Origin of the sequence: Amycolatopsis keratiniphila (assembly GCF_000400635.2) — a bacterium.
In the GTDB taxonomy this organism is placed as follows: Bacteria; Actinomycetota; Actinomycetes; order Mycobacteriales; family Pseudonocardiaceae; genus Amycolatopsis; species Amycolatopsis keratiniphila.
The window spans coordinates 8638088-8654856 of record NC_021252.1; the positions used below are offsets into that span (position 1 = coordinate 8638088).

General features: G+C 68.5%; 14 protein-coding genes. 10 read left to right on the forward strand and 4 right to left on the reverse strand.

Going from position 1 to position 16769, the window contains the following annotated elements; translation table 11 throughout:
• The first annotated feature begins 174 nt into the window (after positions 1 to 174).
• Positions 175 to 1713: an amino acid permease gene (locus AORI_RS80175; protein ID WP_016338075.1), complete on the forward strand. Its 1539-nt coding sequence runs from the start codon at positions 175 to 177 to the stop codon at positions 1711 to 1713.
• On the opposite strand, the gene AORI_RS80180 is transcribed toward AORI_RS80175, so the two are convergent.
• Both AORI_RS80180 and AORI_RS80185 read right to left on the reverse strand, forming a co-directional pair.
• The gene (locus tag AORI_RS80180; RefSeq protein ID WP_016338076.1) at positions 1697 to 2920 is read right to left on the reverse strand and encodes an MFS transporter; all 1224 of its coding nucleotides are present in this window, start codon (positions 2918 to 2920) and stop codon (positions 1697 to 1699) included. The two genes, AORI_RS80175 and AORI_RS80180, sit on opposite strands and share 17 nt — an antisense overlap.
• Before the next feature lie 140 nt (positions 2921 to 3060).
• The gene (locus AORI_RS80185; protein ID WP_016338077.1) at positions 3061 to 3996 is read right to left on the reverse strand and encodes an LLM class F420-dependent oxidoreductase; all 936 of its coding nucleotides are present in this window, start codon (positions 3994 to 3996) and stop codon (positions 3061 to 3063) included.
• 122 nt (positions 3997 to 4118) lie between these two features.
• On the opposite strand from AORI_RS80185, the gene AORI_RS80190 reads away from it, so the two are divergent.
• The gene (locus AORI_RS80190; protein ID WP_016338078.1) at positions 4119 to 4613 is read left to right on the forward strand and encodes an OsmC family protein; all 495 of its coding nucleotides are present in this window, start codon (positions 4119 to 4121) and stop codon (positions 4611 to 4613) included.
• 68 nt (positions 4614 to 4681) lie between these two features.
• Here AORI_RS80190 and AORI_RS80195 read toward each other — a convergent pair whose 3' ends face one another.
• The gene (locus tag AORI_RS80195) at positions 4682 to 5968 is read right to left on the reverse strand and encodes an adenylosuccinate synthase (protein ID WP_016338079.1); all 1287 of its coding nucleotides are present in this window, start codon (positions 5966 to 5968) and stop codon (positions 4682 to 4684) included.
• A 54-nt stretch (positions 5969 to 6022) separates the two neighbouring features.
• Here AORI_RS80195 and AORI_RS80200 point away from each other — a divergent pair, with 54 nt between their 5' ends.
• The 8 genes from AORI_RS80200 to AORI_RS80235 all read left to right on the forward strand — a co-directional run bounded on the left by AORI_RS80200 (position 6023) and on the right by AORI_RS80235 (position 14822).
• Complete coding sequence (locus AORI_RS80200; RefSeq protein WP_369797380.1) at positions 6023 to 6703, forward strand: hypothetical protein; 681 nt, start codon at positions 6023 to 6025, stop codon at positions 6701 to 6703.
• A gap of 185 nt (positions 6704 to 6888) precedes the next feature.
• A complete protein-coding gene (locus AORI_RS80205) occupies positions 6889 to 7527 on the forward strand; it encodes a GmrSD restriction endonuclease domain-containing protein (protein ID WP_016338081.1) in 639 nt (212 codons plus the stop codon).
• A gap of 207 nt (positions 7528 to 7734) precedes the next feature.
• Entirely contained in the window at positions 7735 to 9342 is a 1608-nt protein-coding gene (locus AORI_RS80210) for an ABC transporter substrate-binding protein (protein ID WP_016338082.1), read from the forward strand.
• Positions 9339 to 10289: an ABC transporter permease gene (locus AORI_RS80215; protein ID WP_016338083.1), complete on the forward strand. Its 951-nt coding sequence runs from the start codon at positions 9339 to 9341 to the stop codon at positions 10287 to 10289. Before AORI_RS80210 ends, AORI_RS80215 begins: the two co-directional genes overlap by 4 nt.
• Positions 10282 to 11097: an ABC transporter permease gene (locus tag AORI_RS80220; RefSeq protein ID WP_016338084.1), complete on the forward strand. Its 816-nt coding sequence runs from the start codon at positions 10282 to 10284 to the stop codon at positions 11095 to 11097. Before AORI_RS80215 ends, AORI_RS80220 begins: the two co-directional genes overlap by 8 nt.
• Positions 11094 to 12671, forward strand: coding sequence for a dipeptide ABC transporter ATP-binding protein (locus AORI_RS80225; RefSeq protein WP_016338085.1), 1578 nt, complete (start codon positions 11094 to 11096; stop codon positions 12669 to 12671). Before AORI_RS80220 ends, AORI_RS80225 begins: the two co-directional genes overlap by 4 nt.
• A complete protein-coding gene (locus AORI_RS80230) occupies positions 12668 to 13705 on the forward strand; it encodes an LLM class flavin-dependent oxidoreductase (RefSeq protein WP_016338086.1) in 1038 nt (345 codons plus the stop codon). The genes AORI_RS80225 and AORI_RS80230 overlap by 4 nt, the downstream gene beginning before the upstream one ends.
• Before the next feature lie 13 nt (positions 13706 to 13718).
• Complete coding sequence (locus AORI_RS80235; RefSeq protein WP_016338087.1) at positions 13719 to 14822, forward strand: glycosyltransferase; 1104 nt, start codon at positions 13719 to 13721, stop codon at positions 14820 to 14822.
• Here AORI_RS80235 and AORI_RS80240 read toward each other — a convergent pair.
• Entirely contained in the window at positions 14819 to 16711 is a 1893-nt protein-coding gene (locus AORI_RS80240) for an FAD/NAD(P)-binding protein (RefSeq protein WP_043848460.1), read from the reverse strand. The two genes, AORI_RS80235 and AORI_RS80240, sit on opposite strands and share 4 nt — an antisense overlap.
• Positions 16712 to 16769 lie beyond the last annotated feature (58 nt).

The window sequence follows — 16769 nt, forward strand, 5'->3', positions numbered from 1 at the left end:
GCTGCCGACGGTGAGTGTCAGGAAAGGGTCGTTCAGGACGTTCTTCGTCCTGAATGACCCTTTCCTGACATCTGGGGACGGGTTTCTTGACGGGACCTTGACATGCGCAGGTCGGCGGGCCTAATTTCGGCGGATCTCAATGGTCTGTCCGCATACCTTTTAAGTGGGTGCCCGATGGATGTCTCTGACAAGCAGGCCGCAGAACCCGCCGACGAAGACAGTGCCCGGCTCCACCAACTCGGCTACGCGCAGGAACTCCGGCGCACGATGTCGACCTTCTCCAACTTCGCCGTCTCCTTCACGATCATCTCGATCCTCTCCGGCTGCCTGACCCTCTACGGGTTCGGCATGAAGACCGGCGGACCCGCCGCGATGATCTGGGGCTGGCCGCTGGTCGGCCTGTTCGTCATCCTGGTCGGGCTGGGCATGGCCGAGGTCTGCTCCAGCTACCCGACCGCGGGCGGCCTCTACTACTGGGCCGCGAAGCTCGCCCCGCGTAACGGCGCGGCCTGGTCGTGGTTCACCGGTTGGTTCAACCTCATCGGGCAGATCGCCGTCACGGCGGGGATCGACTTCGGTGCGGCGTTGTTCCTCAACGCCTTCCTCGACCTGCAGTTCGGCTTCGAGGCGACGCCGGGCAACACGATCCTGCTGCTGGCGATCATCCTGGTGATCCACGGCCTGCTGAACACCTTCGGCGTCAAGATCGTGGCGCTGCTGAACAGCATCAGCGTGTGGTGGCATCTGGTGGGCGTGCTGGTCATCGTCGGGGTGCTGATCGTCGTGCCCGCCAAGCATCAGGACGCGTCCTTCGTCTTCGGCGAGTTCGTGAACAAGACCGGCTGGGCTTCACCGGTCTACGTCTTCTTACTGGGACTTCTCGTCGCGCAGTACACACTGACCGGCTACGACGCCTCGGCGCATATGACCGAGGAGACCAAAAACGCGGCGAAGGCCGGGCCGCGCGGCATCATCAACTCGATCCTCGTCTCCTTGGTCGCCGGGTGGATCCTGCTGATCGGCCTCACCTTCGCCATCCAGGACTACGACGGCGCCGTGGGCTCCGAGACCGGGGTGCCGCCCGCGCAGATCTTCATCGACGCGACCGGCGCGACGACCGGCAAGTTCCTCCTGCTGATCTGCATCGGCGCTCAGTTGTTCTGCGGGATGGCGTCGGTGACCGCGAACTCGCGGATGATCTACGCCTTCGCCCGCGACGGCGCGATCCCGGGTTCGAAGTTCTGGCACCGCATCAACAAGCGCACCCAGACACCAACCAACGCGGTGTGGCTGGCCGCGGGTGGCGCGCTCCTGCTCGCCCTGCCGTACTTGTGGAGCGCGACCGCCTACGCGGCGGTGACCTCGATCGCCGTCGTCGGTCTCTACGTGGCCTACGTGATCCCGGTGTTCCTGCGGGTGCGCAAGGGCGACGACTTCGAACCAGGACCGTGGAACCTCGGCCGCTGGGGCAAGCTCGTCGGGACCATCGCGACCGTGTGGGTGTGCTTCATCTTCGTGCTGTTCATGCTCCCGCAGGGATCACCGGTCACCATCGACAGTTTCAACTACACGCCCATCGCCTTCCTCGTCGTACTCGGTGGTGCGGCGGTGTGGTGGTTCGCCTCGGCACGCAAGTGGTTCACGGGTCCGAAGGTGCAGGGTTCCGAGGAGGAACTCGCCGCCGTGGAAAAGGAACTCAAGGAGCTGGGCTAGCGGCGACGTTCTCCCGGGAGCGGCCCGCGCGGACTCCGGTCACCGCGGCCGCTCCCAACGCCCCCACTCCGGCGAAGGCGTAGAAACCCCACGGGTACGCGATCCCGGCGCTCAGCAGCGCGCCGCCGAGGATCGGACCGCAGATCGCGCCGACACGGCCGACTCCCGCCGCCCAGCCGATGCCGGTGGCGCGCATGACGTCCGGGTACGTCTTGCCGATGTACGCGTACACGAGAACCTGCGCGCTGAACACGAAACCGCCGGTGAGGAACACGGCCACGTACAAGCCGACGGCGGGCAGCTTCACGCTCAGCAGGGCGAGGAACACGGCCGCCCCGAGGAACCAGAAGATCACCGCCGGCCGGACGCCGACCTTGTCCGCCACCCGGCCCGCGACGAGCAGGCCGACGACACCGCCGAGGTTCAGCGTGAGCAGCAGCCCGAGCGCCGCGCCCAGCGGGTACCCGGCCTGCCGCATGATCTCCGGCAGCCAGGTGTTGAGCCCGTAGACCAGCAGCAGGCCCATGAACGACGTCACCCAGAACGCGATGGTGGCGCGCAGGAGCCCGCCGCGGAACAGCCCGCCGACCACCTCCGTCGCCGACTTCTCCTGCGTCTCCCGTGCCCGCTCGAAGGTCTCGGACTCCGGCAGGTACTTGATCATCAACGGCACCAGCACGAGCGCGGGGAGCGCGCCCGCGATGAACATCGCGCGCCAGCCGAGCGGCTGGATCAGCCAGATGCCGAGCAGGGCGGTGAGCACCGCGCCCACGTGATAGCCGGTCATCACCGTGGTGGTCGCGCTGCCGCCTTTTCCCTTGCGGGCGTACTCGGTGACCAGCGCGATCGCCGTCGGCAGACAGCCGCCGAGGCCCAGGCCGGCAAGGAAGCGCAGCAGACCGAAGACGAACGCCGACGGCGAGATCGCGCACAGCGCGGTGAACGCCGAGAAGGCGGTGACCGCGATGATCAGCGTCTTGCGGCGGCCGATGAGGTCGGTGATCGTGCCGATCGCCAGCGCACCGATCGTCATGCCGATCAGGCCGAACGTCGAGATCACCGACGCCGTGCCCGGTGTCAGGCCCCAGACGTGGTCACGGAGCAGCGCGGGCAGCACCGTGCCCAGGACGACCAGGTCGAATCCGTCGAGCAGTACCGCCGTCCAGGCGAGTGGGACCACCCACGAACGGGCCGCGGCAGGGGACATGGAGACCTCCAGCTGTGTTCGCTATGCGCACGAGTATGCACAATCCGAACGCTGTGAGCAAGGCCACTGGGCCCCTGAATGTCATGAAAGGGCCGTTCAGGACGATGAATGTCCTGAACGGCCCTTTCATGACACGGGCGTCAGCGCTTCACGAGCTCCCCGAGAACCTGCCAGGTGCGAAGCCGCTCTTCGCTGTTCCGGATGCCGCTCTGTGTCGCGACGACCTCGGTCGCCCCGGCGTCGAAGTACCGCTGGATCTCGGCGGCGACGGTCTCCTCGTCCCCCGCGATCACCAGCTCACCGGCGGAATCCACGCCCTGGGCGTCGAAGATCGCGCGGTAGGACGGGATGTCGCGGAAGAACGCGTACTGCCGGTCGACGGTGGCCCGCACGGCGTCGGGATCGTCGGTCACGACGACCGGGGCCATCGCGATGATCCGCGGCGCCGGACGACCGGCGGCGGCCTTGGTGATCTCGGGGACGATCAGCCCGGAAAGCGCCTTGGGCCCGGCGAGGAACGGGATCGTGCCGTCGGCGAGCTCGCCGGTGACGCGCAGCGCCTGCCGTCCCATCGCGGCGACGATCACCGGGATGCCCGAAGACCCCGCGACGGAAAGCGAGGCCGCGAACCCCTTGGCATGCGCCCGGACCGTCTCGCCATGGAAGTCGACTTCGCCGCCACTGAGCACCTGACGGAGGATCGTGAGGTACTCGCGAAGGTGTTTGATCGGCGACGGGTACTCGATGCCGTACGCCGGTTCGAGCCAGTTCTTCGCACCGGTCCCCAGGCCGAGCACGAAGCGGCCCTCGGTGGCGGCCTGCGCCGTCTGCGCGAGACCGGTGATCAGCAGGGGATGCCGTGGGTAGATAGGGACGACACTCGTCCCGACGGTGATTCCCGGGACGGCGCGGCCCGCGAGGGCGGCGACGGTGATCGCGTCGTGCTCCATCTGCTGCGAGAACCAGACCGACGTCAGGCCCGCGTCGGCGGCCTGCCGGGTCTGCGTGATGAGTTCGTCGACGATGTTGACGGCGTCCGCGGTGTCCCCGGACGGGAGTGCCACTCCGATGGTCATGTTCAACGCCAACGGCGCTGTCGAAAGAGTATTTCGCCGTTCACCAGTTGGGATCATGCGCGCGGATCCCGGTGTTGGCCCACCCTGGGCGGCGTCCGACACCTCGATCCTGGAGAGACCCGATGTCGCTGACCGATGTCATCGAAGGAACCAAGACCGCCGTCGACGCCGACCCGCGCAACGCCGCCGTCTCGTTCAGCGTCGCCAACGCGCTGACCCCCGGCACCGCGACCCGGGTGGACGTGCGGGTGCGCGACCACTCGTTCGCCGTCGACGAGCCCGCCGCGCTCGGCGGCACCGACACCGCGGCGAACCCGGTCGAGTACGCGCTCGCCGCGCTGGGCTCGTGCCAGGTGATCACATACCAGTTCTGGGCGGCGAAGCTCGGTGTACCGCTCGAAGGCGTGCAGGTGACCGTGGACGGCGACATCGACCTTCACGGGTTCTTCGGGTTCTCGGGGACACGGCCGGGCTTCGGGGATGTGCGCGTTTCGGTCGAGCTGAGCGGGCCCGCCGGGGCGGAGGTCTACGAGGATCTGAAGCGGCAGGTGGACGAGCACTGCCCGGTGCTGGACCTGTTCCGGAACCCGACGCCGGTGAAGACTTCGCTCGCTTGAGACGCTAGGAAAGGTCCTTTCATTGCAAATTTTGCAATGAAAGGACCTTTCCTAGCACGCGAAGGGGGTCAGACGAACTCGTGCCGCACGATCGTCTGCTCCCGGCCCGGACCGACGCCGATCGCCGAGATCCGCGCGCCCGAGAGCTCTTCGAGCCGCTCGACGTAGGCCCGCGCGTTCGCCGGCAGCTCTTCGAAGGTGCGGCAGCCCGAGATGTCCTCGAACCAGCCCGGCAGCTCTTCGTAGATCGGCAGCGCGTGGTGGACGTCGGTCTGCGTCATCGGCATGTCGTACGTGCGGAATCCGTCGACCTCGTAGCCGACGCACACCGGCACCTTCTCCAGCCCGGACAGCACGTCCAGCTTGGTGAGGAAGTAGTCGGTGATGCCGTTGACCCGCACCGCGTAGCGCGCGATGACCGCGTCGAACCAGCCGGTGCGCCGCGAGCGGCCGGTGGTGACGCCGAACTCGCCACCCTGCTTGCGCAGGTACTCGCCGGACTCGTCGTCCAGCTCGGTCGGGAACGGGCCGGAGCCGACGCGGGTGGTGTAGGCCTTGAGGATGCCCAGCACGGTGTCGATCTTGCCGGGGCCGATGCCCGAACCCGCGCTCGCGCCGCCGGAGGTCGGGTTCGACGACGTCACGAACGGGTAGGTCCCGTGGTCGACGTCGAGCAGCGTGCCCTGCGAGCCTTCGAGCAGCACGGTCTCGCCGCGTTCGAGGGCCTGGTTGAGCTGAAGGCGCGTGTCGGCGATGCGGTGCGCGAACTTCTCGCCGGCGGCCAGCACCTCGTCGGCGACCTGGTTCGCGTCCAGCGCCTTGCGGTTGTAGACCTTGACCAGCACCTGGTTCTTGAACTCCAGTGCCGACTCGACCTTCTGCCGGAAGATCTTCTCGTCGAGCAGGTCCTGCACGCGGACGCCGACGCGGGCGATCTTGTCCTGGTAGCAGGGGCCGATGCCGCGGCCGGTGGTGCCGATCTTGCGGCTGCCGAGGTAACGCTCGGTGACCTTATCGATCGCCACGTGGTACGGCATGATCAAGTGCGCGTCGGCGGAGATCAGCAGCTTGCTGGTGTCGACGTCGCGTTCTTCCAGCCCGGCGAGTTCGTCGAGCAGCACGCCCGGGTCGATGACGACGCCGTTGCCGATGACGTTGGTGACGCCCGGCGTGAGGATCCCGGACGGGATGAGGTGGAGGGCGAAGTTCTGCCCGTCGGGAAGGACTACGGTGTGGCCCGCGTTGTTACCGCCTTGGTAACGCACGATCCACTGGACGCGGTCGCCGAGCAGGTCGGTGGCCTTGCCCTTGCCCTCGTCCCCCCATTGGGCCCCGATCAGCACGATGGCCGGCATGTGACACTCCAGGTGTTCGGCGACTTGTGGTTTGGCGCTGGTAAATGCCGGTGCATGAGCGTAACGGAGGGCCTTCGGGTGCGCGGAATAGTGGTGGTCTGTCCGGCGGGCGAGCCCACACTCCCGGAGATCGACGACGTCGAAATGGTGCACGTCCCGAGCCGCCCCGGCAAGGCGGATATCGACCCCTTGCTGGGGGAACACGATCATCTCGTGGTCGCGGGCACCGATGCCGACCTCGCGGCGGTCGCGCTGCGGCTGTTACGAAAAGAACAGCTCTCGGGCGTGTCGCTCGGCTTCGTGCCTTCCTCGCCGGACTCCGACGTCGCCCGCATCTGGAGCCTCCCGACGCAGCCGCTGCGCGCCCTCTCGCTCGCGTTGCGCGGCGAGGTCGACCCGGTGCCGCTGATCCGCGACGACACCGGCGGGGTGCTGGTCGGCCGCGGGGTGATCGGGATGATCCGCGGGGTGGCCTACTGCGACGAGCACACCGTCCTGCGCGGGCCCGCGCGCTCGATCGAGGTCGAGCCGGACACGAGCGGCCCCGGGCTGATGGTCCGGGTCACCAAGGGGACGCTGTTCAAGCGGCCTTCGACGCAGTACGCGCGGGCGTTCCAGCTCGGCTGCATCCCGACGCGGCCGAGCAGCGACGGCGTCGCCCATCCGCGGGCCATGAGCCGATGGACCTGGTACCGGCACACGGAGGATCTCCGGCTGGTCCGCGGGCTGGATTAGGCCGTTCGGCTCAGAACCTTCAGCTGGACTTTCCGAAGATTTTTCGGTGACGGACACCCTGTCCTACCTGCTCGTGACACCCTCCGTTCACGAATAGCCAGCAGAGTGTCATCCGATGGTGTTGCGTGGGTCATATCCGTGCCGCATGGTGACCAGGTCCCCAAACCTGACACGGAGGCAGCAATATGCCAACTGCGCTTGCTGTTCGTCGCTCCTTCACCGTTCTCGCCGTCTCGGCGATCGTCTCCGCGGGCGTGGTGGGTGTCGCCGAAGCGACACCCCCGGGCATCCCGTCGGCGGACACCGCCAAGAGCCAGCTCGCCTCGCTGACCGTCAAGCCGGACGGTTCGTCGACCGGGTACAGCCGCGACAAGTTCCCGCACTGGTCCGACCAGGGCAACAGCTGCAACACCCGTGAGGTCGTGCTGAAGCGGGACGGTACGAACGTTCAGCAGGACAGCAGCTGCGCCGCCGTCTCCGGCAGCTGGTTCAGCCCGTACGACGGCGCCACCTGGAGCGCGGCGTCCGATGTGGACATCGACCACGTCGTCCCGCTTGCCGCCGCCTGGCGCACCGGTGCGTCTTCGTGGACCACCGCGCAGCGGCAGGCGTTCGCGAACGACCTCAGCTCGCCGCAGCTGATCGCCGTCACCGACAACGTCAACCAGGAGAAGGGCGACAAGTCGCCGGACGCGTGGAAGCCGCCGACCGTCGGCTACTGGTGCACCTACGCGAAGATGTGGACCACGGTGAAGTACAAGTACAAGCTGAGCGTCAAGTCGGCGGAGAAGACCGCGCTGACGGACATGCTCAACCGCTGCTAGACCGGTTTTCCCGTGAAGGCCCCCTTCCCTCGGCTGAGCCGAGGGAAGGGGGCCTTCACGCGCGATCCGCGCTGTCAAGCGGAAAGGTGGGACGTTTCGCGGACTGGGAGCCGGGCTCAGCATATGGGCGGGCCTCAAGGCCGTGATTAGCGTGATTCGGGTAGGCGCAAGAGAAAGCGCCCCCCGTTCCCCGCTGGAGGCCACCCGGTGTCCCGTACCGCCGCCACTTCCTTACTCGCGCTCACCGCCCTCGTCGTCACCGCTTGTTCTTCCGCGGGTGGCGCGACGGGCGCCGACGCCGGGCCGCCCAAACCCGGTGGCACACTGCGACTCGGGATCTCGTCGAGCCCGGACTGCATCGACCCGCAACAGGTCGGCACCAACGCTTCGCTCAACGTCGGCCGCCAGCTGGTCGATTCGCTGACCGATCAAGACCCGGCGACCGGCGAGATCAAACCGTGGCTGGCCGAAAAATGGGAGAGCAACGCGGATTCGACCGCGTTCACCTTCCATCTGCGCGACGGTGCGACCTTCTCCGACGGCAGCCCGGTCGACGCCGCGGCGGTCAAGACGAGCTTCGACGCGATCAAGGCGCTCGGCCCGAAATCGCAGCTCGGCTCGGGCTATCTGGCCGTCTACAAGGGAACGACGGTCGTCGATCCGAAGACGGTGAAGATCGAGTTCTCCGTGCCCAGCGCCCAGTTCTTGCAGGCCAGCTCGACGATGTCGCTCGGCGTCCTCGCGCCCGCCGCGTACAAGAAGACCGCCGACCAGCGCTGCCAGGGCGACGGGCTGATCGGCTCCGGCCCGTTCGTTTTCGAGAGCCTGAAACAGAACCAGGATATCGTCCTGGCGAAACGCAAGGGTTACAACTGGGGCTCGTCGCTGTTCAAGCACCAGGGCGAGGCGTATCTCGACAAGATCGCCTACAAGATCGTGCCGGAACCCGGGGTGCGCACCGGAAGTCTCGCTTCCGGGCAGCTCGACGCCATCACCGACGTCCAGCCGGTCGACGAACCGCAGTTCACCGGCAACGGCTTCACCGAGCCCACCCGCCCGAACCCCGGCGTCGTGTTCAACCTGCATGCCAACGTCACCAAGGGTGTGCTCACCGACGAGAAGGTCCGCCAGGCGGTGGTCAAGGGCATCAACCGGCCCGAGGTCACGAACACCGTGCTGACCCCGAACTACAAGCCGGCCACCAGCATTCTCGGCTCGGCGACACCGTTCCACACCGACCTCTCCCCGCTGCTCGCCTACGATCCGGCCGGCGCCACGGCGCTGCTGGAGAGCGCGGGCTGGCTCCCCGGACCGGACGGGATCCGCACCAAGAACGGGCAGCGGCTGACCGCGAAGGTCGTCTTCTCCCTGGTGTTCAACCAGAACAAGAGCGTGCTCGAACTCGTGCAGCAGCAGTTGCGCAAGATCGGCTTCGACCTTCAGATCGAACAGCGCACGACGGCCGAGAGCGTGCAGATCACGCAGAGCGGGAACTACGAGTACCTCTGGTACAACACCACCCGCGCCGATCCGGACATCCTGCGCAACCTGTTCTCCACCAAGGCGAACAACCGCAGCAAGCTGTCCGCGGGCAATCCGGTCGACGCGCCGCTCGACGCGCAGTCGTCCACTGTGGACCCGGCGAAACGGAAGCCCGCGGCCGAGGAGGCACAGCGCGCGATCATCGAGCACGGTTACTCGGCGCCGGTGTTCGAGCTGACCCAGGTGCTGGCGCACGGACCGAACGCGCACGGCATCGGCTTCGAGGCGTCGTCGCGGCTTCAGCTGTTCGACGCCTGGGTGTCCGGCTCGTGACGCGGTATCTGCTGCGGCGGATCCTGCAGGCGGTTTTCGTGCTGTGGGCCGCCTTCACCGTGTCGTTCGTGATCCTCTACCTCCTGCCGGGTGACGCGGTCAGCGCGAAGCTCGGCGGGGGTGAGGCCGGTCTTTCGGTGACGCCGGAACAACTCGCCGCCGCGAAGGCCGAGTATGGACTCGACGACCCGTTGCCGCTGCAGTACGGAAAGCGGCTGCTCGCGGCTTTGCAAGGCGACTTCGGCCGCTCGATCGCCACCGGGGACGACGCCACGAACATGGTCGTCTCCGCCCTGCCGCCGACGCTCGCCGTGACCGGCTTCGCCTTGGTACTCGCGATCCTGTTCGGCGGCGGGATCGCGTTCGCCGGCACCCTCACGCGACACCGCTGGCTGGGCAACCTCCTGCTCGCGTTGCCGCCGCTGGGGATCTCGCTGCCGCCGTTCTGGGTCGGGCTGCTGCTGATCCAGTTCTTCTCCTTCCAGCTCAGGTTGCTGCCCGCGCTCGGTTCGAACGGCTTCGAGTCGCTGATCCTGCCCGCGATCACACTCGCCATCCCCACCGGCGCGATCATCGGTCAGGTGCTGGCGAAGAGCCTCCGCACGCAGCTCGCCGAGCCCTATGCCGAGATCGCGCTGGCGAAAGGTGCGAGCCGATCAAGAGTCCACTTCGGACATTTGCTGCGCAACGCGGCGGTGCCCACGCTCACCATCGCCGGCGTGGTCGCCGGGAACCTGATCGCGGGTTCGGTGATCACCGAGACGGTGTTCTCCCGCGACGGCCTCGGCCGCGTGACGTCGTCGGCGGTCACCGCGCAGGACATCCCGGTGGTGCAGGCGGTCATCGTGCTCGCGGCGCTGGTGTTCGTGGTGATCAACCTGCTCGTCGATCTCGTCTATCCCCTGCTCGACCCGCGGATCCGACACCGGGAGACGGCCGATGCCTGACGTTCTCGTGCGCACCGGGCGGAAGCCTGGCCTGATCCTCGCGATCGCCGTCCTGGCCTTCGCCCTGCTGTCGGCGGTCGCCCCCGGCCTGTTCACCGGACAGGACCCGCTCGCCGGCGTGCCCGCCGAGAAGATGCAGGGCCCGTCGCTCGGCCATCTCTTCGGCACCGACGAGACCGGGCGTGACATCTTCGCGCGGGTGGTCCACGGCTCCGCGCTTTCGTTGCAGGCGACCGTGATCGCCGTCGTCGTCGCGCTCGTCGCCGGTTCCGCGCTCGGCCTGCTCGCCGGGTTCCGCGGCGGCGCCCTCGATTCGGCGATCATGCGCTGCGTCGACGTCCTGCTGGCGATCCCGTCGATCCTCCTGTCACTGGCGCTGGTCACCGCACTCGGCTTCGGGACGACCAATGTCGCGATCGCGGTCGGCGTCGCGAACCTCGCGCAGTTCGCCCGGCTGATGCGGGCCGAAGTGCTGCGTGTCCGCAGTGGCGTGTTCGTCGAGGCCGCCCGCGCGAGCGGGGTGCGCTGGACCGGCGTGCTCGGACGGCACGTGCTGCCCAACGCGCTCGGCCCGGTGCTCGCGCTGGCGACGCTCACCTTCGGCACGGCGGTGCTGGAGGTGTCCGCGCTGAGCTTCCTCGGCTACGGCGCCACCCCGCCGACCCCCGAATGGGGCTCGCTGGTGGCGGGCGGCCGCGGCTTCCTCGCCACCGCCTGGTGGATGACCACCTTCCCCGGGCTCACCGTCGCGGCCGTGGTGCTGTCCGCGAACCGGCTGTCCAGAGCGATCGAAGGAGACGTGCGGTGAGCGAACTGCTGACCATCCGCGATCTCGCGGTTTCCTACAAATCCGTACCTGTCGTGGACGGCGTCTCGCTTTCCGTCCACAAGGGACAGATCGTCGCGGTGGTGGGCGAGTCCGGCTCCGGCAAGAGCACGACGGCGCACGCGGCGATCGGGCTGCTGCCGCGCGGCGGGCGGATCGACCGCGGCGAGATCACCTTCGACGGCAGTGACCTCACGAAACTCTCCGACCGTGCTTGGCGTTCGGTGCGGGGCCGCGAGATCGCGCTGGTCCCGCAGGATCCGACGGTGTCGCTCAATCCCGTGCACCGGATCGGTGATCAGGTCGCGGAAGTGCTGCTGATCCACGGTCTCGCCGACAAACGCACCGCCGGTACGGAGGCGGTGAAGCTGCTGCGCAAGGCCGGGATCGCCGATCCGGAGACGCGGGCGCGGCAGTATCCGCACGAGCTGTCCGGCGGGCTCCGGCAGCGCGCGCTGATCGCGGCAGCACTCGCCGGACGGCCGAAATTGATCATCGCCGACGAGCCGACCAGCGCGCTCGACGTCACCGTGCAGCGGCAGATCCTCGACCACCTCGAAGAACTCGCCGCCGAAGCGGGCACCGCCGTCCTGCTGATCACCCACGACCTCGGTGTCGCCTCGGATCGCGCGTCGCGGATCGTCGTACTGTCCCAGGGAAGCGTCGTCGAGGAAGGCTCGACCGGAGAGATCCTCGCCGCGCCCTCGGAGATGTACACGCGGGATCTGCTCGCCGCCGCGCCGAGTCTGTCCGATACCCCGTTGCGGGAGCCGAAACCGCCATCGTCCGACGTCCTGGTGTCGGTCCGTGGCCTCGGCAAGACCTTCGGGACCGTCCGTGCCGTCGACGGTGTTTCGTTCGACATCGCCCGCGGCCGGACACTCGCGCTGGTCGGCGAATCCGGTTCGGGCAAGTCGACCACCGCGCGGATGATCCTGCGGCTGGAGACGCCGACCGACGGCGTCGTCGAGTTCGACGGCGAGGACATCACCGCGCTGCGCGGCGAGGAGCTACGGCGGCTGCGGCGCCGGTTCCAGCTGGTGTACCAGAACCCGTACGCGTCGCTGAATCCCAAGTTCACCATCGAGGACGTCATCTCCGAGCCGCTGCGCGCGTTCGGCGTCGGAACGAAGGCGGAACGCCGGGCGCGGGCGGCCGAGCTGGTCGACCAGGTCGCCCTGCCGTCTTCGGTGCTGAAGCGCAAACCCGCCGAACTGTCCGGCGGCCAGCGGCAACGCGCGGCCATCGCGCGGGCGCTCGCCCTGCGCCCGGAGCTGATCGTCGCCGACGAACCCGTGTCCGCGCTGGACGTCTCGGTGCAGGCGCAGATCCTGCGGTTGCTCGCCGGCCTGCAGGACGAGCTCGGCCTGACGTACCTGTTCATCTCGCACGACCTCGCCGTGGTCCGGCAGATCGCGGACACCGTCGGCGTGCTGCGCGGCGGCGAGCTCGTCGAACTCGGCCCCGCTCAGGACGTCCTCGAACGGCCGAGCGCGGACTACACCCGGGAGCTGCTCGCCGCCATCCCCGGCCGGAAACCCTTGGAGACACGATGAAGTTCGGGCTCTTCTCCCTGGTCGCCAACCATCCCGACCCGGTGACCGGCGCGACCGCGACCCAGCACGAACGCCTGCGCCGGGTCGTCGACGAGGCGATCTTCGCCGAGGAGCTGGGCTTCGACGCGTACGGCGTCGGCGAGCGGCACGGCGAGCCGTTCCTTTCCTCGGCGCCGCCGGTGATCCTCGCGGCGGTCGCGGAACGCACGAAACGTGTCCGGCTGCTGACCACCTTGACCGTGATCAGCGTGCTCGACCCGGTCCGAGTCGCCGAGGACTACGCGACGCTCGACCAGCTTTCCGGCGGCCGGCTGGAACTCATGATCGGGAAGGGCAACGATCCGCGGCACTTCCCGCTGTTCGGCCTCGAAGAAGACCGGCAATGGGAGTACCAGGCGGAGAAGTTCGCCCTGCTGCGCCGCCTGTTCCTGGAGGAGTGCGTGACGTGGGAGGGCGAGTTCCGCACGCCGCTGACCGACGTCACGACGCAACCACGCCCGTTCCACGCCCGGCCGCGGATCTGGCACGGGAGCGCGTCGAGTACCGAATCGACCGAGCTGGCGGCGAAGTTCGGCGATCCGCTGTTCACCGCGAACGGTTTCCACCCCAAGAAGAAGTACGCGGACCTGATCGACCACTACCGGCGGCGCTGGGTGGAGTACGGCCACGATCCGGCGGACGCGCTCGTCGGTTCCGGCTCGGGCGGGCTCTATGTCGCCAAGACGTCGCAGGAGGCGCTGGACGGGTACCGGCCGTACTTCGAAGCGCTGATGAAGACACCCGCGTATCAGCACAACAAGTCGGAGTTCACCACGTTGGAGGACAAGATCACCGGAGGTTCCGCCCTTGTCGGAAGCCCTGAGCAGGTGATCGACAAGATCGGCGACTACCACGCGTCGTTCGGGCACGAGGTGCAGGCGGTGTCGGTCGACGGGCTGGAGGCCGGGGAGGCGCGGGACGTCCTGGAGCTCTTCGCCGCCGACGTCATCCCGATCGTGCGTAAAGAACTGCCCTCGCGCGTCTGGGAAAGCTAGTACCTTCGAGGAGGTGCGCATCCTCTTCACGTGCCGCCCCGCCTACGGCCACCTGTACCCGTTGATGCCCTTGGCGATCGCCGCCCGCGACGCCGGACACGAAGTGGTCTTCGGGACCGGAGCGGCCTTCCTGGACAAGGTCCGCGGGCTCGGTTTCGACGCGCACGAGGTCGGGATCTCGATCCAGGACGCCGTCGACCAGGCCGAAGGGGACGCGCTCGAGGCCATCTTCACCGCCTTCGCCGACATCCTGCCGCAGGCGACGATCGCCGACCTGACCCCGCTGCTCCCCACGCTCCGGCCGGATCTGGTCGTCTACGAGATGAGCGACGCCGGCGCGGCGGCCGCCGCCCGCCGGGCCGGGATCCCGGTGGTGTCCCACGTGATCGGGCGGTCGATGCCCGCCGAGCTGATGGCCGCCGCCGCGCACCGGTTCGCGCCGCTGTGGGACGGCAACCCGCCTGCCGACCTCATGCTGGGCGACGCCGGGATCGACGTGTGGCCGGATGTCGTCCGCGACCCGGTGGCGAGCTCGCTGCCGACGGTCTTCCGGCTCCGGCCGGTGCCGTGGAACGAACCGGGCACGGTGCCGTCGTGGCTCGACGGACGCGACCGGCCGCTCGTGTACCTGACGCTCGGCACCGTCGCCTTCGGTGCCACCGGCGTGCTGCGCGCCGCGATCGACGGCCTCGCGCGGCTGCCGGTGGACGTCCTGGTCGCGCGCGGCCCGGGTGACCCCGGCGAGTTCGGCGATCTGCCGTCGAACGTCCACGTCACCGGCTTCGTGCCGCAGTCCGAAGTCCTTCCGCGTGCGGATCTGGTGGTGCACCACGGCGGCACCGGGACCGTGCTCGGCGCGCTTTCGGCCGGTCTGCCGCAGCTGGTGCTGCCGCAGGGCGCGGACCAGTTCGTCAACGCGGAAGCGCTGGAGACCGCCAACGCCGGGCGGGCGCTGACCGGGGACGAGGTGACCGCGGACGCCGTCGAGGAGCGGGCCAAGACCCTCCTCGACGACGCCCGCGTGCGCGAGGTGGCGGCGAGGGCCCGGCACGAGATCGCCGCCATGCCCGCGCCGTCGGAGGTCGTCCGGCGGCTGGAGGAGTTCGCCGCGCGTTAGGTGACCAGTTTCAGGATCTCTCGCGCCACGACGTCGTTCTGCCGGAACGGGAGCGCGTTGGTCCGCGGCCGGGTGAACGCCCCGGCCGACCGCGCCGACGTATGCGGCCCGAGCGCGAACCGGCGCGGATGCGGGCGGCCCTCGCCGTCGAGTATCCGGCCGTCGGAGACGCGGGTGTGGATACGGCCGGCGAGCAGCCTCTCGCCGGTGACCGGGTCGAGGACGGCTTCCTCGCCGAGCGCGCCGTTGTCCCTCAACTGTCGCAAAAGGACATCGGACGCTCTCGTGACGCTCGGCTCCGGAAGCCGTGCCTCGACAAGGGTCCGCGCCTCGGTCTCACCGGGGAAGCTCGCACCCGAGGCGACGAAGGTCCGCCGTTCCTCATCGGCCGACACGCGCATTTCGGCGCCCAAGAAATGCACCAGTCCCGCTTCCTGGAGCGCGAGCAGTTCTTCGAGCCGTCGCGGCGGCGGCCCGCTGGCGAAGTAGGAGAAGAACCCGAGGAACCAACCGTCCAAATCGGACAGTCGCGACACCGCGTCGAGCCGTCCGGTCTGCACCAGCGCCGGAAGCTGCCCCATCACGGAAAGCAGCGCCATGAAGGCACCCAGATCCGCGCTGTACTCAACGTCCGCCCGGCGGCTCAAGTCCGCTTCGACGTACTCACGCAGCTCCTTGCCGTACTCCTCGGCGGTGCCGAATTCGGCACCGGCCATCGGCCTGTCGAGCTTGCCGAGATCCAGCCGATCGTCCGGCGCCGGAACCGCCCGCGCCACCAGCGCGTCGAGCTCGCCGGGCGCGGTGTCCGCGAAAGCGTCGGCGAAGACGGCGAAATCCATCCGCACCCGCTCGGGGTGCGCGGTGAACAGTTCGCTGTAGTAGGCCCACGCGATCTCCTTCGAGATCAGCGGCCATACGTCACGGCGGAAGTCGATCGGGCCGGGCACCTCGCAGAGCTTGCCGATCGCGTAGGCGTCGAAGAACTTGGGTAACCGCAAGGGTTTCCCGCGCAGCCGGTAGCCGATCTTCGAGTGGTACGGCACGCCGCGACGCGAACCGACGTGCAACACCGGTTCGGCACCGCTGGGGTGGTACTTCAGCCCGCCGCACGCCTGCTCTTCGAACCGGCCGCCGCGGCCTTCGGTCAGCAGCAGCATCAGATCGACGAACGCGAGGCCGAATCCGCGTACCAGCACGGTTTCCCCCGGTCCGATCGCCGAGTAGTCGACGTCGGCGGTGTAGCCGGCCGGGTAGTACGCGAGGTCGTGCCGGGCGGCGAAATCGGCGAGCCCGGTTTCGCGTTCGTCCGGTTCGGCGTCGAGGTGCCCGACGGTGAACAGCACCGCGTCCACGGCGAGGGGTTCCGCCCGGTCCTCCAGCCAGAGCGACTGCGGGTCGCCGTCTTCCAGCCGCACCGCGCGGGTCCGGTGCTCGACGACCTCGATCCCGGCCGGGAGCCCGGCGCGTACCTCGCGGTGGAACCAGGCGAGATACGCGCTCTGCAACCGTCGCGTCGGGAAGTGATCGCTTTGCAGCGCCTCGAGTTCGGCACGCAGGCTTTCGTCGACTTCCGCGTCGAGCGCGCCCTCGCGAACCAGCCGCGCCCACTCGATGAGCGAAGGCCCGGGGCGAATCGGCCCGTCGATCTCGACGGTGTCGTCGGTGAACACGGTGACGTCTTCGGGCATGGAGTTCATCCGCAGCAACGGTGACTGTTCATAACGCCAGACCCGGCCCGCCCCGGCGGGAAAGGGATCGACGAGATGCACCACCAGCCGCCGCCCGCCGAGGAGCTCGGCGGCGTTGGCGCCGAGCCGTTCGAGCACGCCCACCCCACGTGGACCGGCGCCGACCACCGCGAGCACGTAGGGAAGGTCTGCGGTACTCACGAAGCCGAAGCTACGCCGGGATTCCTGGCCGTGTGCGGGTTCTCAAGGAGCGGAACCC